16 protein-coding genes are annotated in these 22,040 nt (G+C 63.7%); 7 read left to right on the forward strand and 9 right to left on the reverse strand.

Translation table 11 applies throughout. The annotated features are described in order from the left end of the window. Positions 1 to 137: 137 nt before the first annotated feature. The 4 genes from ACWI6D_RS01390 to ACWI6D_RS01405 form a co-directional block, all read right to left on the reverse strand. On the reverse strand, positions 138 to 1,652 hold the full coding sequence (locus tag ACWI6D_RS01390; protein WP_449133397.1) for a sensor histidine kinase: 1,515 nt from the start codon (positions 1,650 to 1,652) through the stop codon (positions 138 to 140). Positions 1,653 to 1,664: 12 nt separating this feature from the next. Further along, complete coding sequence (locus ACWI6D_RS01395; RefSeq protein ID WP_449133398.1) at positions 1,665 to 2,351, reverse strand: response regulator transcription factor; 687 nt, start codon at positions 2,349 to 2,351, stop codon at positions 1,665 to 1,667. Between the two features lie 214 nt (positions 2,352 to 2,565). Continuing rightward, positions 2,566 to 3,750, reverse strand: coding sequence for a 4Fe-4S binding protein (locus ACWI6D_RS01400; protein WP_449133399.1), 1,185 nt, complete (start codon positions 3,748 to 3,750; stop codon positions 2,566 to 2,568). Between the two features lie 138 nt (positions 3,751 to 3,888). Beyond that, positions 3,889 to 4,716, reverse strand: coding sequence for a hypothetical protein (locus ACWI6D_RS01405; RefSeq protein ID WP_449133400.1), 828 nt, complete (start codon positions 4,714 to 4,716; stop codon positions 3,889 to 3,891). A 407-nt stretch (positions 4,717 to 5,123) separates the two neighbouring features. Between ACWI6D_RS01405 and ACWI6D_RS01410 the strand changes: the two genes are divergently transcribed. The 5 genes from ACWI6D_RS01410 (at position 5,124) to ACWI6D_RS01430 (ending at position 10,965) form a co-directional block, all read left to right on the forward strand. Then, a complete protein-coding gene (locus tag ACWI6D_RS01410) occupies positions 5,124 to 5,945 on the forward strand; it encodes a hypothetical protein (RefSeq protein ID WP_449133401.1) in 822 nt (273 codons plus the stop codon). A 2-nt stretch (positions 5,946 to 5,947) separates the two neighbouring features. Further along, positions 5,948 to 6,646: a TorD/DmsD family molecular chaperone gene (locus ACWI6D_RS01415; RefSeq protein WP_129423331.1), complete on the forward strand. Its 699-nt coding sequence runs from the start codon at positions 5,948 to 5,950 to the stop codon at positions 6,644 to 6,646. A 116-nt stretch (positions 6,647 to 6,762) separates the two neighbouring features. Beyond that, positions 6,763 to 7,485, forward strand: coding sequence for a 4Fe-4S dicluster domain-containing protein (locus ACWI6D_RS01420; RefSeq protein ID WP_302936009.1), 723 nt, complete (start codon positions 6,763 to 6,765; stop codon positions 7,483 to 7,485). Positions 7,486 to 7,494: 9 nt separating this feature from the next. Beyond that, on the forward strand, positions 7,495 to 8,460 hold the full coding sequence (locus ACWI6D_RS01425; protein WP_449133402.1) for a 4Fe-4S binding protein: 966 nt from the start codon (positions 7,495 to 7,497) through the stop codon (positions 8,458 to 8,460). 603 nt (positions 8,461 to 9,063) lie between these two features. After that, positions 9,064 to 10,965 carry a UvrD-helicase domain-containing protein gene (locus tag ACWI6D_RS01430; protein ID WP_449133403.1) on the forward strand — a complete coding sequence of 634 codons (1,902 nt, stop codon included), beginning with the start codon at positions 9,064 to 9,066 and terminating at the stop codon, positions 10,963 to 10,965. Positions 10,966 to 11,275: 310 nt separating this feature from the next. Here the strand turns inward: ACWI6D_RS01430 and ACWI6D_RS01435 are convergent, their stop codons facing one another. From ACWI6D_RS01435 to ACWI6D_RS01450, 4 genes are all read right to left on the reverse strand, one after another. Continuing rightward, positions 11,276 to 11,638 (reverse strand): arsenate reductase family protein, encoded by a 363-nt coding sequence (locus tag ACWI6D_RS01435; protein WP_302936004.1) that lies wholly within the window; start codon positions 11,636 to 11,638, stop codon positions 11,276 to 11,278. 788 nt (positions 11,639 to 12,426) lie between these two features. After that, positions 12,427 to 13,305: a dimethyl sulfoxide reductase anchor subunit family protein gene (locus ACWI6D_RS01440; protein ID WP_449133404.1), complete on the reverse strand. Its 879-nt coding sequence runs from the start codon at positions 13,303 to 13,305 to the stop codon at positions 12,427 to 12,429. Positions 13,306 to 13,308: 3 nt separating this feature from the next. Then, the gene (locus ACWI6D_RS01445) at positions 13,309 to 13,950 is read right to left on the reverse strand and encodes a 4Fe-4S dicluster domain-containing protein (RefSeq protein ID WP_337368240.1); all 642 of its coding nucleotides are present in this window, start codon (positions 13,948 to 13,950) and stop codon (positions 13,309 to 13,311) included. Continuing rightward, positions 13,947 to 16,931: a molybdopterin-containing oxidoreductase family protein gene (locus ACWI6D_RS01450; protein ID WP_449133405.1), complete on the reverse strand. Its 2,985-nt coding sequence runs from the start codon at positions 16,929 to 16,931 to the stop codon at positions 13,947 to 13,949. Before ACWI6D_RS01450 ends, ACWI6D_RS01445 begins: the two co-directional genes overlap by 4 nt. Before the next feature lie 379 nt (positions 16,932 to 17,310). On the opposite strand from ACWI6D_RS01450, the gene ACWI6D_RS01455 reads away from it, so the two are divergent. Next, a complete protein-coding gene (locus tag ACWI6D_RS01455) occupies positions 17,311 to 19,080 on the forward strand; it encodes a response regulator transcription factor (protein ID WP_449133406.1) in 1,770 nt (589 codons plus the stop codon). 118 nt (positions 19,081 to 19,198) lie between these two features. Then, a complete protein-coding gene (dtd, locus tag ACWI6D_RS01460) occupies positions 19,199 to 19,645 on the forward strand; it encodes a D-aminoacyl-tRNA deacylase (RefSeq protein WP_449133407.1) in 447 nt (148 codons plus the stop codon). Positions 19,646 to 19,911: 266 nt separating this feature from the next. Here the strand turns inward: dtd and ACWI6D_RS01465 are convergent, their stop codons facing one another. Further along, the gene (locus ACWI6D_RS01465) at positions 19,912 to 22,002 is read right to left on the reverse strand and encodes a glutamine synthetase III family protein (RefSeq protein ID WP_449133408.1); all 2,091 of its coding nucleotides are present in this window, start codon (positions 22,000 to 22,002) and stop codon (positions 19,912 to 19,914) included. Positions 22,003 to 22,040 lie beyond the last annotated feature (38 nt).

Consider the following 22,040-nt stretch of genomic DNA (forward strand, 5'->3'; position numbering starts at 1 on the left):
ATGGGGCGTTGTTTGCGTCGGCGGAATTGCCCCCCCTGGGCGGGGGCGGGTGGGTCGGCTGCTTCATCTGGGCCGCCGTCGCCGCACCGCCCGGCCAGCACTAAACGATGTCCGGACAGCCTGCGCCTCCGCAGCTCTTACTTTATTGGAAGCGTTGCCGTGAACGTAGTGCCCGCCTCTTGCGTGCTGGCAACCGTTAACGTGCCGCGATGCTCTTCGGCGATGGCGCGCGCGATGGCAAGCCCCAGGCCGTGGCCGCCCGTGCCGCTGGTGCGCGCCTTGTCCGCGCGATAGAAGCGATCGAACACATGCGGCAGGTCTTCGGGTGCAATAGGCGCACCGGTATTGCGAACCGCAAGCTTCGCGTACTTGCCCGTCTCCGAAAGAGTCACCTCCACCACGCCGCCTTCGTCAACGTACTTACATGCGTTGTCGATAAGCGTGCCTGCCAGCCGGCGCAGGCGCTGCTCGTTGCCGAGAAGCAAGATGCCGGGTTGCACGTACGGTTCCAGCTGCACGCCGCGCTCGAACGCCACGGACTCGAACTGCAAAAGCTCGCCTTCTACCAGGTCGGACAGGTCAACGAGCTCGAAATTCGCCCGCGGCGCTCCCGCGCTTGCGGCGGCCTCTTCCTCGTCCATCTTCGCCAGCTCCAGCAAATCGCCCACCAGGCCCTGCATGGCCTCGGCCTCGTGCTGCGTGCTTTCAAGCCACTGGCTTTGGCTGGCAACGCTGCGTTCGGGGCGCTCAAGGGCAATGGACGTGTTCGCCAGGATGACGGTAAGCGGCGTTTTCAGGTCGTGGCTGGCGTCGGCCACGAACCGGCGCTGCTGCACCCACGCACGCGCCACGGGGCCAAGCGCCCAGCGGCTGAAGAACAGGCTGATGACGAAGAACACGGCCAGCGTGGCAACCTCGATGACGGCAAGCGTGGCCGCAAGGCTTTCCCAGCCCCGCGCCGAGCTGATGTCGGCGAACGCCAGATACATGTCGCCGCCCGCCTGACGCTTCAAGTAGAACAAGCCGGAATCGGAAAGCTTGCCGAAGCCCTCGGCGGCATCGGCAAGCTCGGCGCCTGCCTGCTCAAGCACGTCGTCGCTGATGGATGCCGTGTTGAAGCGACCCGACGCCGCCGTGACACCGTTGGCGTCTACCGTAAACAGCGCCACGGGAATAACCTGCCCGCCGCCCTTGTCGCGCCCGCCGATGGTGGGCCCACCGAACCCGTCCGCATCATCGGCGATGCCGGCAATAAGCGCACTTGCGCCGGCGCCGGTTGCGGCAGGAGAATCCTTGCCCGTCGCGTCAGAGGAAGAGGCGGCCGAAGCCGAGCCGCCGTCAGGCGTTTGCGCCGCGGCGGCAGGCTGGCCGCCTTCCCCGCTTGCGGCGGCCTGATCGGCCGAAGTACCCTCGCCCTCCGGGGCCGCGCCTCCATCGGGCTGGCCGTCTTTGCCTGGCTGGCCATCTTTGCCCGGCTGCTGTTTTCCCTGATGATCGGACGCCTGGTTCACCACGTCGTTCAGCGTGGCCTCAACCACCGCCACGCTTTGCTGGTAGTTCACCACGCAGATGGTGGCAAACACCGCCGTCAGCACCACGGCAACGGTGATCATATTCAGGGCGATGAACTTGATGCGGAGCTTCTTCAGCATGCGCGCGCCGCCTTACGCCGCAGACTGGCCGTCGACGGCAAGCCGATAACCGGCCTTGCGGATGGTCTCGATGCACGCTTTCGATCCCAGGAAGCGCATCTTTTTGCGCAGGAAGCTGACGTAGGCTTCCACGTTGTTGTCCTCGGCCGTGGACTCGATGCCCCACACCCGCTCGATGAGCAGCTCTTTCGACACCACTTGGCCCGGGTTGCTCATAAGCACTTTCGCCAGGGAAAACTCCTTGAACGACAGGTGGATGGTCTTCTGCCCGCACGTCAGGTCGTAGCTTTCCAGGTTCAGCGACAAGTCGCCCGCCGCAAGCTTTTCGAACACCACCTCGCCCTGGCGACGCGTGAGCGCACGCAAATGCGCCAGCAGCTCGGCGGGGCTGAACGGCTTGGTCATGTAGTCGTCGGCGCCGCTGTCAAGGCCGGTGATCTTGTCGGGCACGGCGTCGCGCGCCGTCAGCAGCAGCACCGGCGTGCTGACGCTTTTGCGGCGCAGCTCGGCCACCACGGTGAAGCCGTCCATCTTCGGCAGCATGACGTCAAGGATGACCACGTCGTAGATGCCGCTTTCCGCATACGCCAGGCCATCGGCGCCGTTGTGCACCACGTCGACGCCGTAATGATTTTCCGTCAAGATATGCGCAAGCGCCTGCGCCAGGCGTACGTCGTCTTCCACGATGAGAATCTGCATGGTGTGCCTTTCATAACCGCAAGTTCGCGCCAAGCCAAGCACGAATGCCCCGCCAGCCACGCCGCGCCAACCAAACGCCAGCAAGCAAACGACATGGGGAGGCGCAATCGTTCATCCAACAGTATACGGTGAACCCTGAAAGCGGGCTGAAAGGGTGCAGTAAGCCGTAACCACGCGCAAAAGAGGCCGCCCCTTGGGACGGCCTCTTGCTTGCTTAGCGTTCGTAAACCTGGTCGCAGCCGAGCAGGTCTTTCATGGTGTGCCAAATCTGGTGCGGGTCGCCGATGGGGTGCGCCAGCGGTTTCATCTCGTAGCGCTCTACCGCGCCCGACAGCAAGTCGACGGCGAACACCTCGTCGGACAACGTCAGTGCCTGCTTCGGGCAGATGTCGGTGCAGCAGCGGCACTTCACGCAATCGCCCGGGAAGTGCTCCACGCCGAACGTGCCGTCCTCGTCGGTGAACTTGCTGATGGCGCCCGTCGGACAGAACGTGGCGCACATCTGGCAGCTGCCGCATTTGTCCGGGTCGATGATGACGTGACCCCACAGACGCGTCTCGATCATGACGTCCTGCGGCTCGCCCAGGCTGGCCAGGCTGTTCAGCAAAAGCTCGCGGCGATCGGGGATGAAATGCGGCAGCGTGCCGTCTTCCATAACCTTCTGGAAACGCGACTCGGGCTTGTCCTCGATTCCCAGCGTTTCCTTCACGGCGAAGTCGGCCGTGGTGCCGGCGGCCGTTTTGGCCTCGGACTTCATTTCCTCGAAGAAGTGGCGCTTGTCGGCGTCGAAGCTGGCCTTGCCCTCCAGGCGCGCGCAGCGCGGGAACTTGGCTACCAGGTCAACGCGCATGCCGTTGTTCCAGGTTTCCAGCAGCGTATTGGCGGTGTCGCGCACCTGCTCGGCCATGTGGAAGCCGGTGGCGTGCGGGCATTCGCCGCACTTGCCTTCGACAAGGCTGACGTGCTTGGCGCCGGCAACGGCCAGCGTGGTAAGCAGGCTTTCCTCGACGCGACCCAGGCACGTGACGGACACGACCTTCGTGCGGTCGATCAGGCCTTCGGCGGCATTCACGATCTGCTCGCACGCGATGATGACCTCACCATCGGCGGCACGCATAGCCTGGATGCACTGATGCAGCAGCTCGGCGTCGTTGGGACGGTGCGCCTCAAGCGCGCACGTCGGGCACACGGTGGCGCACGTGCCGCAGCCGATGCACTTTTCCGGCGAGATGATCAGCTCGTTGTCCTCATAAGAAATGCAGCCTGACGTGCACACTTCGGCGCATTTCAGGCATTTTGCGTTACGATTGCGCACAACGGCGCAGCGGTTCTGGTGAACCGTGATATCGGCGCTCTGCAGTTTTTCGAGCAGACCGAAGAAATTCTTTGCACTTGGCATTGCTGCCCCTTTCTCGTCTACCCCCTTGCAAACCGCCAGTATAGCGGTTCCCCACACCAGTCGCCCCCACGACCTGAAACGTTAACGCCGGCAAACAGCGCGAAGGCAGAGGCTGACTGCCCCGCCTTCGCGAAAACGCTACTTGAACGCGCCCGTTGCTGCATCGAACTCGCGCACGGTGCCGTCGGCGTACTCGATGCCCCAGGTGCCGTAGTCCACGTCGAACGCGGGGAGCACCGGAGCCGCAAACGCGGGCTCGGGCTGCTCGGCCGCATCTGCCTCGCCTGCCTCAGCAAACTCAGCGGCCTCGCCCTCGGCAACGACATCGGCGGCCGCAACGGCTTCCTGACCTGCAGCTTCGTCGACCTCGGCAGCCTGCTCTTCCGCAACCCCAGCAGCCTGATCGGCCTCGGCTTGCGCCTGCGCCGCCTCGGCGGCGGCCAATTGCGCCTCGTAGCTGGCGCGCGACGGGATGCGCACGCACGCGATGCCTTCGCCCAGCGCGCCCTCGTTCATAAGGTCGCGCACGCGCTCGACCATGTCCACGCCCTCGGCCGGGAACGACGAGTCGCTGCCCGTCTTCACCGCCATAAGCGCGTTGTCGCCGAACTCCAGCTCAAGCCAGTGATACGGAAACGCCGGCTCGCCGTTTTCAGCGTGAATGTTGTTAGCAGCCGTGATGGTGTTCGACACCTTCGCGAACATGTTGTGCAGCCACTTTGGCATGACGCCCTGCCACAACTCTTCGGCGTCGGCGTTGGACTTGTCCCAATACGGGCGGTGCAGCTTGATCATGAAGCGCATCACGTTCTCCACGCGCGCTTCATCGGCCGGCGCATGCGACTGCACCAGCGGCGGCGCCACGTAGGAATACGAGCGCTTGATGTCGGCAACCTGCTCGTCGTTGAATAAACGTTCGTCCAGGTCCATACGCAAAATTAAAGAGGGTCGAATAAAAGCGGTCATGGCTCGTCTTCCTTTCCTGAGAGCAATGCGGACCGCGCACGCCCCCGCGCGCGTCGGTACCGCCTTCCACTTGGATTCTTCCCCAAACCCCGTCGCGAAGTATCGCGCAACCGCCGGCGCGTTGTCAAACGCCAGTTGCCGAAAGCGTTGCAGGCAGGCTTGCTTTTATCCTACAGAAAGCATAACGAACCGCGCGAAATCAACCCTTGACACCGCCGGCGCGCCACCCCTATCATCGGTTGCGGGGAGTCCGCCTGCGTGCGAGAGGCGCGCGGCAGACATGTTTGCAAAAGTCGGAACTTCAGGGGTGAAGTTCCCGGAGTCGGCCTGACGGGCCGGCACTGTAGCGTCGAGCCGCTTGGGCTGGCGCTTGTTTTGTTGTAAGCAATGTCTGGGAGGGGCGGAGCATGTCTGATTCCACTTTCAATCTGTTCGATTCCGAACTTGATGAGTTCGATCCACTAGAGGACACCGGCGCCGACGAAGAAGAGGACGAGGGCGGCGACATCGCTGCTATCAGCGCTGCAACCGATACGCCCGGCGAACAGCCGGCCGAGCCCGTCGACACGCGCACACCCGAAGAGCGCATCGACGACCTGTTCAAATCCATGGCCCCGCGCCGCAAGGTGCTGCTGGGCATCCTGGCCTTCGTTGAAGAGCCGCAAACCGTCACCGACGTGAACGCGCACGTCGACAAACTGCAGGAAGACAACTTCAGCGTGTACACGGCCGCAAACCTGTGCAGCCTGCTTGAGCGCGCCGGCGCCATCGAGCGCGTCACCGCCGACGGCACGCCGGCCGACGAGGTTGAAACCGAGCCGAAGACCGTCGTCGTGGACGGCGTGGAGTATCTGGAAGCCGCCGAACCCGTTGAGGTGTTCTGGCGCATCACCGAGGCTGGCCAGGCAAAACTTGATTCCGACAAGCCCATCGACCGCCTGCGCGCCCTGCTTGAGGAAGACGCGAAGTACGCCACCATCTACAAGCGCATCCTTATGCTGTGCAACGACGCGTCCGGCGCCACCACGCCCACCATCAACGGTGTTGTGGACAACGACCCGCTGGTGCAAAAGCCGCGCCTGTACGCGCCGCACTTCGTGGACAAACTGGAAAAATGCGACGCGCTTGAATGGCGCAAGGCGTGGTTTACCACCGAAATCGGTAAGCAGGGCCTGGAAATGCTGGCAGATGTCGTGGACGAACCCACAGCTGAATACGAGGAGAACTAATCATGGCCGAGAACACCAACACCGCCGAAGAGGCAACCATGGACGAGCTTATCAAGCTGATTGAGCAGCGTGCCGCAACGTACGGCCTGCTCAGCCGCTTGTTCCGCGTGGAAATCGACCAAGAACTGCTTGACCAGCTGCACGGTATGCGCTTCCCCGCCGCCACGGGCAACTCCGATGTTGACGAGGGTTACCTGCGTCTGGCGAAGTACCTGTCCAACACCTGGGAGAACAGCCTGACCGACCTGGCCGTGGATTACACGCGCGTGTTCATCGGCCACGGCGTGGACGCCTTCTCGGCCGCCTACCCGTTCGAGAGCGTGTACACGTCCGAGAAGCGCCTGCTCATGCAGGACGCCCGCGACGAAGTGTTGGCCATTTACCGTTCCGCCGGCCTGGACAAGCAGGACAGCTGGAAGGAAGGCGAAGACCACGTGGCGCTGGAGCTGGAGTTCGAGCAGATCCTGGCCAACCGCACCGTCGAGGCACTGCGCCGCGGCGACGAGGACGAGGCCGCCGCGCTTCTAACCACGCAGCAGAACTTCCTGGAAGATCATCTGCTGTCCTGGGTGCCCATGATGACGGCCGACATGAAGCGTTTCGCGAAAACCGACCTGTACCAGGGCCTGGCGTATCTGACCGATGGCTTCCTGAACACCGACAAGGCGTTTCTGGACGACGTCCTCACCGACGAGGAATAGGCACCGCCCGCGGCGCGCGCGCTGAAACCGGCGCGCGCCGCGGTGACACTGCAAGGTTTCCCGGCGTGGAGGGCGCCGGCGTGGGGGCCGACATCGGGCGAACGAAAGAAGGAGCGATGACTACTACAGAAAACCGCACGGACCTGCCCGAAGACCGCGCGGACAAGACGAGCCAGGCAGCGGGCGCGGCAAGGGCGCAAGCTGCCGAAAATCAGGAGAAGACCGGCGGCATGACCCGCCGCACGCTGTGCCTTGGCATCGGCGGCGCCGCCGTGATGCTGGGCTTGGGCGGGCTGAAGTACGTGGCCCCGCAGGCCATCATTCGCCCTCCGGGAGGCCAGGACGACGAGCGCCTGATCAGCGCGTGCATCCGCTGCGAGAAATGCTACGAGATCTGCCCGCGCGACGTCATTCGCCCGGCGCACATCGAAGACGGCATCCTGAACATGCGCACGCCAACGCTCGATTTCAGCGACAACTACTGCGACTGGTGCACCGAAGAAAACGGCGGCACGCCGCTGTGCGTGAGTGCTTGCCCCACGAAGGCGCTTGAACTGCCTGCCGGCGCCACGAAGGAGAACACCATCATCGGCCGCGCCGTCATCAACACCGACTGGTGCCTGGCGTACAAGTTGATCGGCTGCCGCTTCTGCTACGATGCGTGCCCCTACCAGGCCATGGAGCTTGACGGCGACAATCGCCCGGTGGTCCTTGAGAATAAATGCAACGGCTGCGGTGCCTGCGAAAGCGTGTGCGTGTCGCTGCAAAACGGTTCCATTTCCGAGGGCGCCACGGCGCGAGCAATCACCATCCAGCCGCTTGACCAGGTAGAAAGGTAAGGTGCGGTCATGAAAAAGAATTCGAAGACGCTGCGCACCTTAACGGCGCTTGCCGTCATCGTCATCGTGTTCGTCGGTTTTTTGACGAACCTGGGCATCGGCACCATTTCAGCGCCGGGCATCTGGGACATCTCCATCCTGTGCCCGCTGGGCGCGCTGGGCACCATGCTTGCCAGCAAGATGATGGTGCCGCGCGCACTGGTGTCGCTGGTCATCATGGTGGTGCTTATCGTCATCTTCGCCCGCGCGTTCTGCGGCTGGATCTGCCCGGTGCCGCTGGTGCAAAAGCTGCGCGACCTGTTCAGCAAGCCGCAGGCTAAGGAAGCGAAGGCCGAAGACGCCGACGGCACCAAGGCCGCCAACGTGGCCCCGCTGACCGACGAGGAGAAGGCCACGCTTGCCACCGGCTGCGAGAAGGACGCGAAGGGCCTGGCCGGCTGCGCCAGCTGCGCAAAGAAGCGCGGCGACGCCGTTGACGCCCGTCATTTCGTGCTGGGCGGCGCGCTGGTGTCCACGTTCATCTTCGGCTTCCCGGTGTTTTGCCTGGTGTGCCCCATCGGCTTGACGTTCGCCACCATTTTGCTGCTGGTGAACCTGTTCGGCCAGGGCGACGTCACGTGGTCGCTCATCGTGGTGCCGGCGCTACTGATCGCTGAAGTGGTGCTGTTCAAGAAGTGGTGCCACAAGCTGTGCCCGCTGTCGGCGTTCATGAGCCTTATCGCGAAGCTGAACCGCACGTTCAAGCCCACCATCGACGACGCGAAGTGCCTGGAAACCAGCAAGGGCGCCACATGCGGCCGCTGCGGCAAGGCCTGCAACGAGGGCATCGACCCGCGCCATCCCGAGCTTTCCGAGGCCGCATGGAGCGAGTGCACGAAGTGCCGCAGCTGCGTAGACGCGTGCCCCGCGAACGCCATCACCATGCCGCTGATCGCCAAGAAAGGCGAGAAAGTTACGCTGGAGAAGAACGAGTAGTTGTTTGACCTGCGGCAACGCCGTTGCTGCAGGATTTACCGCCGGCGGCACGTGCACGCTGGCGGGGCTTGCGGGCGGCGGGCGCACAGGCGCCTTGCCGGCCGGCAGCCAGCGCGGGAACTGGTACTTCCCGCGCAGCACGACGGGAATCGCCGGGCCGCGCGCCCGGCCTCCCGGGTAGAGGGTGGCTTAGCAAGGGCCTTGGGGGATAGGCCACCTTCTACCCGGGAGCAGCGCTCTCTCACCCCCCTCCCTCCCCACAGAAGAGGGTGCCGCTCCCCCTTGCACCATTGAAGCGCGCTTCGCCTCGCACCCCTCCATTTCGCGAAGCGCAAAAGTGGGCCAAAGGGACACTCCCGGTGTCCCACTCCCCCGTCGCAGCCGGCAAGCATCGCCGCACGTGGCGAAGGGGCGTTTCGCGAACGCAAGGTAAAGTGTTTGTTGCTTTACGGAATACGCTGCGGACGCTCTTGCGCGTTCGCTCATTGAAACGCATGGTTCTGACGTTCGCCGCGCAAGAGCGTCAATGCTCGCAGCGGGGCACAGGACCAACGCGTTCGCCATATATATAGGTATAAGCAGACATCAGCTGGGAGGTCTGAAATGACGCAGGATCAATCGCAGGTTGCCGCAACGCGCATCGTTGGCGGTGTGGGCACCGGCAAAACGCAGGAACTTATCAACCGTGCGGTCAAGGTACTGAAGCAGGGCGCAAAAGCCACCAACGTGCTGGTGCTGTGCGCCACGCCGCAAGCCGCGCTGGCGTTCAAGGCGCGCCTTGACGCCGCCGCCGAAGCTGCGGGCGTAAGCGCCGCCGACGTTGCGGTTGCCACGCCGCGCGCGCTGGCGCTCGACGTGATGGGCGACGCCGAGGCCATCCGTTGGTCGGGCCGCGAGCCGCGCCTGCTCACTGATTACGAGAAGCTGTTCCTGCTTGAGGACATGAAGGTCAGCGGCCTGCGTCCGAAGCGCCTGCGCGAGATGCTGAAGTTCTTCTACCGCAGCTGGACCGAGCTTGCCGACGACGACGAGAACTGGCTGTTGGCCGGCGAGGAATCGAACATCCACGAGCTGGTGAAGGCGAACCTGGCGTTCACGCGCAGCATCCTTGAGCCCGAACTGGGCAACCTGGCCGTGAACTACCTGCGCAGCCATGCCGGCGCGCGCGATGCCCACGCGTTCGCCCACGTGTTTGTGGACGATTACCAGCGCATCAGCAAGGCATCGCAGCTGCTGGCGGGCCTGGTGGCACGCGAATCGCTTACCGTTGCGGGCGACCGCGTGGCCTGCGTGGAAGTGTACGACAGCTACCCGTACGCCGCCGGCCTGGACGAGTTCACGGATGCACACGCCGGCGCCGCCGACGTTGAGCTGACCGAGTGCCGCACGTGCGCCGCGGGCGCGCAGGCTGCTGCGAAGCTACTGGCCGACCCGGATGTGGAGTCCGTGGCATTCCGGCCCGCAGACAACGCTGCCGCAGGCGCAACCGAGGTGCTTGACTTCCCCGAGCCCGAAAACGAATTCGTGGGCGTGGCCAAGCGCGTGGCCGACGCCGTTGCCAAAGGCGCACCCCCGGCCGACGTGGTGGTGGCCGTGCCGAACGGCATCTGGGCGCGCAACATCACGAAGGCCCTGCTGGCCGCAAAGGTTCCCGCGCGCATCCTGACCGACCGTCAGCCCGTGCGCGGCGACATCCGCGACAACGCGCGCTGCGTGCCGGCGCACGTGCTGACGGCGCTTGACCTGGTGGCAAACCCCGAGAACGCGCTGGCATGGCGCTGCTGGTGCGGCTACAACGACTGGCTGGCCAACAGCTCCGCCATTGCGAACCTGCGCACGTACGCCGACGAGCGCAACGGGGGCCTGGTGGCAGCGCTGCGCGACGTGCTGGGCGGCGCGCAGGCCGTGGGCACGGGCGAGATCGACCACGTGGTGGGCGCCAAGCGCGTTGCCGATGCGCACGCAGCAGGCCTTTCCGTGATCGAAGCTGCCGCAGGGCTTGAAGGTTCCGCACTGCTGGACAAGCTTGCCGAGCTGGTAACCGGCGAGGCGGGAGCAACCGCCCCGGCCGTGGTGCGCAGCCTGTGCCTGGCCGGCGAGGACAACTCCGCCGCCGCCATGGCCGCACGCTTCCGCGCTCGCCTGCTGGCCCCTACCATCGACGCCTCCGATGCCGTGCAGGTTGTGCCGTACGATCAAGTTGCGGGCCTGTCGCCGAAGATGCTGGTGGTTGCCGGGTTCGTGGCCGGCTTCATCCCGTGCCGCGAGTACTACGACAGCGCCGAGATGCCGCTTGACAAGCAGGAGCGCGAGCACGAGAAAGACGTGCGCCGCGTGTACGCCCTGGCTGGCAAGGCAAGCCAGAAGCTGGTGGTGTCGCGCTTCGGCATGACCGACCTGGAAACGGCCGGGCGCCTGAAGCTGCACATCGGCCGCATCCGCCTGCAAAACGGCACGCGCATGTGCATCATCCCGCCCAGCGACTTCACCGAGCAGCTCGCATAAAAGCTGGTGAAGGGAGCAGATGCCCCGTAAGCCACAACGTAGGGCGGAGCAAAAGCTCCGCCCGCAACAAACAAGCGCGAAGCGCGTCACTGCTTCCCCAGCGGGAATTTGGCGACGCGCTTCGCGCTTTCTAGTTGGGGAAGAGCTTTCGCTCTTCCCTACGAGTCTTCTTGCAAGGCAGCCTATTTGAAGTGCATCATCTGCTCAGCCCTACGCCCCAGAGCCCAGTAGCCACCTGAATTTTCGGGTGCACGCGTTGAGCAGTGTTCCGCTAGAGCAAAAGCGGGTTAACATTCATCGCAACGCTGGCTTATAGCAGGGCCGCTTCCCAGTCCGCCTCTTTGAAGCCGGTAAGCACGAAGTCGGGGCCAACGACGATCGGGCGCTTCACCAGCATGCCGTTCGTTGCCAGCAGGTCGTAGGCCTGCGCGTCGGACATGCCCGCGTCGAGCTGCACCTTCACGTTGAGTTGGCGATACAGCTGCCCGCTGGTGTTGAAGAACCGGCGCAGCGGCAGCCCGCTTTTCGCGTGCCATTCGGCCAGCTCGGCAGCCGTGGGGTTGTCGGCCACAATGTCGCGATCGACATACGCCACGCCATGCGCGTCCAACCACGCCTTCGCCTTCCGACACGTCGAGCACTTCGGGTATTCCACAAACAGCACTTCCTGCATAGTTGTTCCTTCCTCGCACCAGCGCACACCACCGCGCGCCTTCGCCATCATTCTGTTCAGTATACAGAACAGATTTCACCCATTTTTGTTCTGTATACAGAACGGATTTCGACCCGCTCCACGCAGAAACAACCCGAATCGCGCTTAGCAACCGTAACCGGGTACGCTTTACCCAAAGCAGGACGACTCATTGCAGACCGCAAACCATCCCATTGGCAGGAATTATCGTTTGTGGGTGTTTTAACGCTCAAGCGTCAACAAGAGCCAATATGTTCAACTTATTGACCTGGGAAAATAGCTCCCGATTATCTGTTCGAACTGGGCTGGCTACGTTAAAACGCCCACAAGCGCAAATCCGAAACACAAGGCAACCCACACGTAGGCGCGTTGCGCACTTTGGGACGCAAAACGGCCCCTTTCGCTTGGAGACATTCCTGTTTGCAAGGGGGTTAGGGGAATGGGATGTCTCCAAGCGGAAGGGGCCGCTTGCGGAAGGGAGCTGGTTTTCAAGGGTCGCCACGCCGCCGGGGAGGGGTCAGTCGGCGGCATGGCCGTTTTCGTAGGGCGGAGCGAGAGCTCCACCCCGATTTGGCAGCGCCCGAAGGGCGCGTCACCGCCTTCCAGGGAGCGCGGGCGTTCGAAGAATTCGGTGTCACGCTTCGCGCTCCCTTTTGCGGGCCGAGCTCTCGCTCGGCCCTACGGATCGGGCGGCAGGGGCCGGGCGGCGGAATCGAACCGCCCGCGAGTGGGACGAAGGGACTGTCCCTTCGTCCCACTTTGCCGGCGCCCTAGTAGAACATGAAGACGCTCAGGCCCGCGCCGTAGAAGGCTACGCGGAGGCAGACGGCGCCGGCCAGGGCGGCCACCGCGGCAGCCGCGCCGAAGAGCTTCCAGCTGGCCTCGTCGCCCTTCTTCTTGGCGAGCAGGCAGCAGGCCAGGGGCACGATGGCGCCGACGACCACCGCGCCGAGCCACAGCAGGGCGGCCTGGTCGCCGATGGCGGCGCCGGCGTCGACCATGGCCTTGGTGGGGTGCGTGGGGTCGAAGTAGTAGCCCACCTGGGCGAACGAGCCGCCGGCCATCTGGATGTAGGCGGCGTAGGCTGCCGTGCACGCGGCGCCGACGGCGGAGCCCACGACGGCGGGCATGCCCAGCTCGGCGGTGTCCTCGCCCTTAATCGCCAGCACCACGGCCACGGTGGCCGGGCCGAGCAGGCAGGCGGCGCCCACGATGGACAGCACCTCCAGCACGGAGTTCCACGCCGGGCGCGCCGGCATCATGTAGCTGTGCGCGCACACGGCCGCGAGCACGACCGAGATCGCGATCGCCAGCACGGCCATCCACTTCGGCAGCGTGCCGCCGTCCTCGGACTTGCGGGCCGCCGCGAAGTACGCCACGGCCACCACCACGAACGCCACGATCGTGATGAGCTCCTGCGTGATGCCGCTGGTGATGTGGCCGAAGCCGTTGAAGATGCGCTCCCAGTGCTGCAGGTGGAAGAACACGCAGATGCCGCCCACCGCAAGCAGCACACACGACACCACGGCCAGCAGCTGCTGCGACTTCTTCCCCGCACCCTTCAGCGCCAGCACCCCCTGCGCGCCGAACACGCCGCACGCCCAGGCGGTAAGGGTGGTGAACAGAATCAAAGGCCATTGCAGTTCCATGATCTACTCCTCTCCCTTCCACTCGTGGTTGCGCAGGATGTAGCGGAAAGACGGATGGTTCCCCACATCGGGCAGATGATGCACGTCGGAATCCTTGTACGGCTTGATTGGGTAGTCGCCCGATTCGCCCGTCAGCTCGCCGAGCGTCTTGTTGTACGGACCCACGAACGTCTCGATGCCCTTGTCCAGGTCGCCGAAGAAGCGCGCGAAACCGCCACACTGGGCCACGCACTGCGGCAAGCCGCCCTGCGCGGTCTTCTGCTCGCACAGCGTGCACTTCTCGACCACGCGCTCCTCGGTGTTGAGGTAGCGCACGCCGTAAGGGCAGCTCATGGCGCAGAACTGGCAGCCGATGCACTTCGACTTGTCGATCTGCACGGTGCCGTCCTCGGCGATGTGGCTGGCCTCGGTCGGGCACACCTTCACGCACTCGGGGTCTTTGCAGTGCTGGCACTGCACGGTCAGGAAGTACGTGTACACGTCCGGGAAATGCCCCGAACCCTCGGCGGTCGGGTACGGCCCGATGCGCAGCGTCTTGTTCCAGAAGCTGCCGATCGGCACGCCGTTGAACGCCTTGCACGAAACGCTGCATGCCAGGCAACCGACACATTTGTTCAGGTCGGTCACGATTGCCGGATGGCTCATGCCTGCTTCCTCCCCTCGTAGTCAGGCGCCCATGCCTTCAGGCGCGGGTCGCTGGAGTCGTGAATGATCTCGGTGCCGTCGTCGCCGCAGGGCACCGGGTTGCCGAACGGGGAATTCTCCGCCGTGGCCTTGTACACCTTCACGCCGTAAGCGCGCAGGTTCGACGTGCCGATGAATGGGTCCTGAGCATCCTTGTCCAGCAGGCAGTTCACGCCGCACAGCGGGAAGCCCTTGTCGGCCTGCTTCAGCTCGGGGAACCACCACTGGTGCTCAAGGTTCACCACGCCCGGCGCGATGCCGTGGTACAGGTCGACGACCTCGCGGATCTTGTGCTCCTTCGTCTCGATCCACACCCAATCGCCCTGCTCAACGCCAATGCGCTCTGCGTCTTCGGGGTTCATCTCGATGCGCGGAACGGGCCACAGCTCGCGGCACCAGGGCAGCTGCCTGTGCTCGTTGTGGAAGTACACGGGGATGCGGCGGCCGGTGGTTGCCAGGAACGAGTTGTCATCCTTGAACAGGTCCGGGTCGGCCACAGGACCGTGCGGCGCCTCGCGGAACGTCGGAATGGCCTGGTCATCGTTGGGATAGTAGTTGTCGATAACCGTGGACCAGATCTCCTGCTTGCCGGTGGACGTGTCCCAACCCTGCGGGTGGTCCATCACAGCTTGCACGGCAGCCGGCGAGTCGGACGTGGTTGCCCAACCGGTTTCGTAACGACGGTACGTGCCCCATGCCTCGGGCTTCTCAATCTTGGAGTCCCACGGGCCGTTCTCCTGGAACGCCTTCTTGTAGTCCTGCCAATCGGGAATCTTGAAGCCGGCCAGCGCGATGTTGTTGCACACGTTCTCGGCGTCGTCGATGGGCCACTTCTCGTCGTCGGTCTCGCCGTCGCAGTACGGCTGGCCCATGGCCTTGAAGATGCGCATGATGATCTTCAGGTCAGGCTCGGCCTCCGCGGGCGGCTCAACGGCCTTGCACGTGGCGCCGAACGAACCGGACGCGCCCTGCGACTTGCGGATGCAGTCGAGCTCCATCCAGTGCGCGGCGGGCAGCACGATGTCGGCGATGCCCACGGTCGGCGTCTCCCACAGGTCGATGGACACCCAGAAGTCCAGCTTCTTCAGCTGCTCGTAGGCGTACAGGCTGTTCGACTGGTTCATGTGGTCGCCGGTCTGGCCAATGCCGCAGGACAGCTTGTACGGTTGGCCCGACTCGATGGTCTTGTAGATGCTGGTGGCGTCTGCCCAACTGGGGTTGCACTTCGGGTCGGCCAGCATGGGGAACTGCTCGCCGCCGATGATCTTGGACTGGTCGGGCGAGCCCTTCACGGAAGCCGCGGAAGGCAGCGTCATGCCCAGGTCGAAGAACGGCCAGCCAGCGGTGGAACCGCGCATGCCGCCCGGGATGTCCATGTTGCCGGTGATGCCGCACAGGATGTCCATGGTGCGGTTCGTCTGCAGCGAGTTGCAGCTGTGTTCAAGCGGCAGCATGTACTGAATGCCGCCGTTGCCGTAACCGGTGGACGGGTCCACGCGCGTGGCGTAGATGGTGGCAGCGCGCTCGATGTCGTCGGCGTTGCAGCCGGTGATCTCGGCGACCTTTTCCGGCGTGTACTCGGCAACGCGGTCGCACAGGTGCTCCCACACGGTGCGGCAGTGCACCTTCTTGCCGTCCTTCAGCGTCACCTCGATGCCGCCTTCGGGCGTGTACAGCGCGGGGTACAAACCGTCGATGAACGGCGTGGCGTCGATGACGAAGCCCTGCGCCTGGCCCGTCAGGTCCAAGCCGTGGATCTGCGCCTCGCGGCCGGCCGTGGCAGGCTTCCAGTCCTCGCCTTCCCAATGGGGAAGCTGGCCAGACGTGCCGCCGGACAGGTTCAGGTCGGCAGCGGAAGCGTCGGTCACGGAAGAAGCGACGGACTTACCGTTCGATTCATAATACGTCAGCTCGCCGTTGATCTCGTTGAGCACCATGAACGCGGTGTTCGAGCCGCCTTCCTGGATGTCGGACTGCTTCAGCAGGCGGTTGCGCTTCGAACCGTGCGTGGACTGCGAGTCGGACACGGAGCCTTCCCAGTCCTCGTCTTCCACAACCAGCATGGGAGCGTTCATCCATTTGCGCACGTACAGGTCGTCGTACAGGCCCTTGTTGATGACCACGTTGATCCAGCCCAGACCCATAGCGGCGTCGGTGCCGGGGCGCAGCGGCAGCCAGATGTCGGCTTCCTTGCCCAGGTTCGTTTGACGCGGGTCAACCAGAATGTGGAAATCGGCGCGCGTGGCGACGTCGACGGTGGTACGGCAGGAGTCGTCGTAGTTCGACAGCTCCGAAGCGCCGCCCCACTGCACGTACACGCGCGGACGACCGACAACTTCCATCCAGCTGTAGGCGTTGTAGTCGTTCAGCTTCGTGGCGTAGAAACGCGGGCCCTTGCAGATTTCGTTTGCCTGAATGGCGTTCGGGCTGACGAAGCACTGCTTCAGTGCAGCGTAGGGGCCCATGGACCAAATGCGGCTCGTGCCGGCCATGCTGAAGTACGTTTCGTTGCCGTATTTGGACTGCAGCTCGGAAAACTTGCTGCCGATGGTGTCCATAGCCTCGTCCCACGTGATGCGCTGCCAACCGGGATCGTCGGAATCCTTCGGGTTCGTGCGCTTCATGGGATACTTCAGGCGGTCCGGATGGTACGCGGCTTGCAGCGATGCCTGGCCCTTCGAGCAGTGGTTGCCCATGGACTGGAAGGCGGCCTCGTCGCCTTCGCTGCGGATGACCTTGCCGTCTTGCACGTATACCCACACGCCGCATTCCATCTTGCCGCAGCCGCGGCACGTGGAACGAATGCGCTTGACCTCGCCGGTCGACGTGGAGCTGGCGCTGGATTCGGCCAGCGCGGTGCCGGTGCCTGCGATTCCGACCGCGGCAGCGGTAGCGGCAGTCATCTTCGCGAACGTGCGACGCGTCATCGTGAGCTTGCCCATGCATCCTCCTTTCTTGTGGCGCGCTTGCATGGCGCGCCGTCTCCTCTTGCGGTTTGCGGCCTCTCGTCCGAGCCGCTTGCCGCCCCTCTAGTCGGCCGCGGGGCGTGCCCGCCGCCGACTTCGAGCTGCCACGCACTGCCCTGGGCAGGGCTTGCGCGCGGCGCGTTCGACACTGGCTACGATACGGCGACAAGCGGGCGGCGCGAATCCGGCCGGTTGCATGGTTGAGGGCGGAATGGCGAAATCATGTCAGTAGCATGATGGCGTTGACCTGGGAAGACATTGGTTAACGAGTTAGGTTTGATTAACATGAGCAGCGGCTTACCGACGCGGCATGAGCGTGTTTTATAATGGCTTCAGACGAGGAAAGGGCACGTTCTTGGGGGAGAAATCAAGCGCGAAAGCCGCCACGCGCGGCAGTAAGGAAGCACGCGAAAGCAAGCAGCAAGCAGGCGCACAGGTGGCCGGCAGCGAAGAAGCCGCGGCCGAGAATTTGCGCGAAATCAAGCAAGGCACAGCAGTCGAATCCGGCGGCAAAAGCAAGAAGGGCGGCGCGCAGGCTCGCAGCCAGAAAGCCAGCAGCGCCCGCGGCGGCGACGCCGAGGGCGGGCGGGCGGCGACAGCGCGCGACAGGGTTACCCGCTCGCTGGCAAGCGGCGGCGCGCAAGCAAAAGAGGCGCTTGGGCAAACCGAGGCGCTTACGGGAATCGCGCTTGGATGCTTCCTGGCATGGGTGCCCATGACGTTCCAAAGCCTGAACATAGTCGGGGACGCAGGCGAACCCGTGCTCGACGCCGTGTACCTGATATCCATTCTGGCGCTGCTTGCCACGCAGATATTCATTGGCATTCGGCACGCACAGAGTGGCCGCTGGATCGCCCGCCGTCCCGTGCGCGTCGGCGCGGCAGCAGTCATGATGCTGTCCACCCTGCTGCTGCCGCTTGCGGCCGGCAATGCGGGCGACGGCCTGCCGCTCGGCTCGTTCGCGCTGGGCGCCTTCGTCACCGGCGCGGCCGGCGTGCTATCGGGCGTGTCTTCGGGCGTTTTCTTGGCGCAGTTCGGCATTCTGGTCAGCAAATTCTCGGCGAAGGCCACTGCCGCTATCGCCGCCATCGGCTACATCCTTATGTCGGCGCTGTTCTGCGTGTACTCGTTTTTCGGTCCGCTTGAGTCGTGCCTGTTCGCCGCTAGCATGCCGGCCATCAGCGCATTCCTGCGCGACTTGGGCGCGTCAACCGCGAAAGGCAAAGCCGCCATCAGCGAGCGCGCGCTGCCGATGCAAGCGCTTCCCGAAAATGCCGATGACCGCCGCAACCTCAACCACCTCACCATCACGCTGGCGCTTTCTTCCGCGCTTATCGGCTGCGCCAACGAGCTGGCGCGCACGCTGTACATCCAAATGGGCATCGCCGGCAGCGGCAGCGGCAACTACGCGCTCATTCAGGCCGGCGGCGCGCTTATCGTGGGACTTGGCGCAACGATCATCATGCTGGCGCTGGTTAGCATGAAAACGCCGAAAGCCCCCGAGTATTGTTATCGCATCGTGCTGCTGTTTTTGGTGCTGGGATCGCTGCTGCTTCCCACGCCGCTGATCTACCCTATCGGCGTGATTACGCCTTACGCCGTCAATGCCGCGTCGTTTCAGTGCTTCGGCATCATGGCGTGGGTGCTTATTTGCGGCACATGCCACCAATACCCCACGGCTAGCGTGCGCACGTTCTCGCTCATCCGCGCCGGCTGGACATTCGGCCCCATCGTGGGCTTGCTCATCGGGCGCTTCGTGGTGCACTATACGCCGTTCGGCCTTTCCGAAATATTTGCCTGCGCCCTTGTCGGCGGCGTGTTCGCCATGCTCACAACCATGACGTTCACCGAGCGCGATCTTGCGTTCGCCGTGAACCTGCTGCCAACGGACAAGAAGCGCCGTTTCACTGACAAGTGCCTGGCAGTGGCTACGCGCTGCAACCTGTCCGAGCGCGAAACCGAGATCATGACGCTGTTCGCCAAGGGCCGCAACCTGGCCTACATCCAAGAGCAGCTTTGCCTGTCGAAAAGTACGGTCAGCACGCACCGCCAGCACATCTACCAAAAGCTCGGCGTACACTCCAGCCAGGAAATGATCGACCTCATCCAAGAAGAGAAGGCGTAACAGCGCTGCGCAAAACACAAACTAGCGCGAGTTCGTTCCGGCGACCGGAACAAGTTACACTTTTCGCCGCTATACCGACGCATTCGGTATGCTGGCTTCACCGAGAGAAAGGAACGCCATGCGGGCACTGGTTCAGCGCGTGACACACGCGCAGGTTGATATCGAAGGCACCACCGTTGGCTCGTGCGAGCGCGGGTACCTGATTTTGCTGGGCGTTGGCGCCAACGACGGCGAAGAGCAGATCGAACGCCTGTGGAGCAAGATCTTCAAGCTGCGCATCTTCGAGGACGAAGCCGGCAAGACAAACCGGTCGCTTGCCGACGTTGACGGACAAGTGCTGGTGGTGTCGCAGTTCACGCTGTACGCGAGCTGCAAGAAAGGCAACCGCCCCTCTTTCACGAATGCCGGCGCGCCCGATGCGGCCGAGCGCCTCTACGAGCAGTTCGTAGCCCGCGCTCGCCAAGATGTACCGCACGTAGAAACCGGCCGCTTCGGCGCCATGATGCAAGTCAGCCTCACCAACGACGGCCCCTTCACCATCTGGCTCGACACCGACGAACTGTAGTCTGACAAGGGACAGGTCGTTTGTCAGGTTTGGGCTCGATTGGGAAGCACCTTCTTACCAAGCTTTTTGCTTACATTTGGTGACGCGCTTCGCGCTATTTTATCTGGGTCGAGCTTTCGCTCGACCCTACGGTTCAATATGCATCCGAACCCAAACCCGCCTGTTGAATAGGGCGTCAAGACCGTTTTGCCCCCTTTTCAACCCCATACGTAAAAGAAGCCGCCCAATGGGCGGCTTCTTCAAATCCCGGATGTTTTCCCGCTCGACTAGCAGTAGAACAGGATGTCGTTGTAGGTGGGTACGGGCCACAGGTCGTGCGCTACCACGCACTCCATGGCGTCGACGCCGGCACGCAGGCGCTCCATCTTCGGCACGATCTCGTGCGCGTACTTGTTCGCCTTCTCCTGCTCGTCGGCGATGGCGCGCGCCTCAAGGTGCGCCTCATGCAGGTCGTTCAGCGCGGCGTTGATCTCCTTGATGCCGTCGGTGACCTTCTTCAGCAGCTCGTCCTGCACGGACGTGTCGATGCCTGCGGCGGCGGACTTCAGCTCGTTGATCTCGTTCGCAACCAGTGTGGCGTACTTGTTGATGGCCGGCAGGTACGTGCGGCGCGTCATGCGCTTCATGGTGCGCACCTCGATGTTCATAAGCTTGGTGTACTTCTCAAGCTTCACCTCGTAGCGGCTGCGCACCTCCACCTCGGACAGCACGTTGAACTCTTCGAACAGCTTGATGCTTTCGGGCGCAACGTACGCCGGCAGCGCATCGGCCGTGGTGCGGTTGTTGGCCAGGCCGCGGCGCTCGGCCTCGGCGGGCCACTCGTCGGAGTAACCGTTGCCGTTGAAGATGATGCGCTGGTGCTTCTTCAGCGTCTCCTTGATGTAGGCGATGGCGGCAGACTCGAACTCCTCGCCCGTCTTGCCCTCCATGGCGTCGGCGAAGTCCTTCAGCGACTTGGCCATGGCCGTGTTCAGCACCATGTTGCAGTCGGCCAGATTCACCGCCGAGCCCGGCATGCGGAACTCGAACTTGTTGCCCGTGAAGGCGAAGGGACTGGTGCGGTTGCGATCCGTGTTGTCCTTCAGGAAGTTCGGCAGCACCGAAACGCCCAGGTCAACGGCAACCTTTTCCGCAGATGTGTACTCATGGTCGTCCACAAGCGCGTCCACGATGGCGCCCAGCTCGTCGCCCAGGAAGATGGACACGATCGCCGGCGGGGCCTCGTTGGCGCCCAAGCGGTGATCGTTGCCAGCCGACGCGACGGTCATGCGCAGCAGTTCCTGGTAGTCGTCGACCGCCTGGATGACGCCCGTCAGGAACACCAGGAAGCGCAGGTTGTCCATGGGCGTTTCGCCGGGGTCAAGGAAGTTCGTCTTGCCGGCGGAAATGGACCAGTTGTTGTGCTTGCCCGAGCCGTTGATGCCATCGAACGGCTTCTCATGCTGCAGGCACACCAAGCCGTGATGGCTGGCCAGCAGGCGCATCTTTTCCATGGTCAGTAGGTTCTCGTCGATGGCGCGGTTGGCGTTCGTGAACAGCGGCGCCAGCTCGTGCTGCGCGGGGGCAACCTCGTTGTGCTTGGTCTTCGCCGACACGCCCAGCTTCCACAGCTCGCTGTCCAGCTCCTTCATGAACTCGTTGACGGTGGGGCGGATGGCGCCAAAGTAATGCTCCTCGAGCTCCTGGCCCTTCAACGGGGAGTAGCCGAACAGCGTGCGGCCCGTCATGATGAGGTCGGAGCGCTTCGCGTAGTCCTTCTCGCTGATCAGGAAGTACTCCTGCTCGGCGCCGACGGTGGTGATCACGCGATCAACGTGCTCGCCGAACAGCGCCAGCACGCGCTTGGCCTGCTCGTCGATGGCACTCATGGAGCGCAGCAGCGGGGTTTTCTTATCAAGCGCCTCGCCGGTGTAGCTGCAGAACGCCGTGGGGATGCACAGCACCTCGTCCTTGATGAACGCGTAGCTGGTGGGATCCCAGGCAGTGTAGCCGCGGGCCTCGAACGTGGCGCGCAGGCCGCCGGACGGGAAGCTGGAAGCATCGGGCTCGCCCTGGATGAGCTCCTTGCCCGAGAAGCTCATGATGGCGCGGCCGTCGCCGGTGGGGTCCAGGAAGCTGTCGTGCTTCTCGGACGTGATGCCGGACAGCGGCTGGAACCAATGCGTGTAGTGCGTGGCGCCCTTCTCGATTGCCCATTCCTTCATGGCGTGGGCAACCACGTTGGCCACCTCGAGGTTCAGAGGCTCACCCTTCTGGATGGTCTTCATCAGGTCTTTGTACGTTGCAGATGGCAGCCGCTCCTGCATCGTGTGCTCGTTGAACACCATCGAGCCGTAGATCTCAGGAATTTTCGACATAGGCGTGAGCTCCTTCATAGTTACCTTTCAGACGCGTG

This window comes from Senegalimassilia sp., assembly GCF_977052095.1.

Bases quoted from the DNA above. Each gene is read 5' to 3' on its own strand.
- ACWI6D_RS01430 (WP_449133403.1), top strand. From the start codon at position 9,064: ATGACGCAGGATCAATCGCAGGTTGCCGCAACGCGCATCGTTGGCGGT.
- ACWI6D_RS01410 (WP_449133401.1), top strand. From the start codon at position 5,124: ATGTCTGATTCCACTTTCAATCTGTTCGATTCCGAACTTGATGAGTTC.
- ACWI6D_RS01425 (WP_449133402.1), top strand. From the start codon at position 7,495: ATGAAAAAGAATTCGAAGACGCTGCGCACCTTAACGGCGCTTGCCGTC.
- ACWI6D_RS01400 (WP_449133399.1), bottom strand. From the start codon at position 3,750: ATGCCAAGTGCAAAGAATTTCTTCGGTCTGCTCGAAAAACTGCAGAGC.
- ACWI6D_RS01405 (WP_449133400.1), bottom strand. From the start codon at position 4,716: ATGACCGCTTTTATTCGACCCTCTTTAATTTTGCGTATGGACCTGGAC.
- ACWI6D_RS01445 (WP_337368240.1), bottom strand. From the start codon at position 13,950: ATGAGCCATCCGGCAATCGTGACCGACCTGAACAAATGTGTCGGTTGC.
- ACWI6D_RS01390 (WP_449133397.1), bottom strand. From the start codon at position 1,652: ATGCTGAAGAAGCTCCGCATCAAGTTCATCGCCCTGAATATGATCACC.
- ACWI6D_RS01415 (WP_129423331.1), top strand. From the start codon at position 5,948: ATGGCCGAGAACACCAACACCGCCGAAGAGGCAACCATGGACGAGCTT.
- ACWI6D_RS01420 (WP_302936009.1), top strand. From the start codon at position 6,763: ATGACTACTACAGAAAACCGCACGGACCTGCCCGAAGACCGCGCGGAC.
- ACWI6D_RS01395 (WP_449133398.1), bottom strand. From the start codon at position 2,351: ATGCAGATTCTCATCGTGGAAGACGACGTACGCCTGGCGCAGGCGCTT.
- dtd (WP_449133407.1), top strand. From the start codon at position 19,199: ATGCGGGCACTGGTTCAGCGCGTGACACACGCGCAGGTTGATATCGAA.
- ACWI6D_RS01465 (WP_449133408.1), bottom strand. From the start codon at position 22,002: ATGTCGAAAATTCCTGAGATCTACGGCTCGATGGTGTTCAACGAGCAC.
- ACWI6D_RS01440 (WP_449133404.1), bottom strand. From the start codon at position 13,305: ATGGAACTGCAATGGCCTTTGATTCTGTTCACCACCCTTACCGCCTGG.
- ACWI6D_RS01435 (WP_302936004.1), bottom strand. From the start codon at position 11,638: ATGCAGGAAGTGCTGTTTGTGGAATACCCGAAGTGCTCGACGTGTCGG.
- ACWI6D_RS01450 (WP_449133405.1), bottom strand. From the start codon at position 16,931: ATGGGCAAGCTCACGATGACGCGTCGCACGTTCGCGAAGATGACTGCC.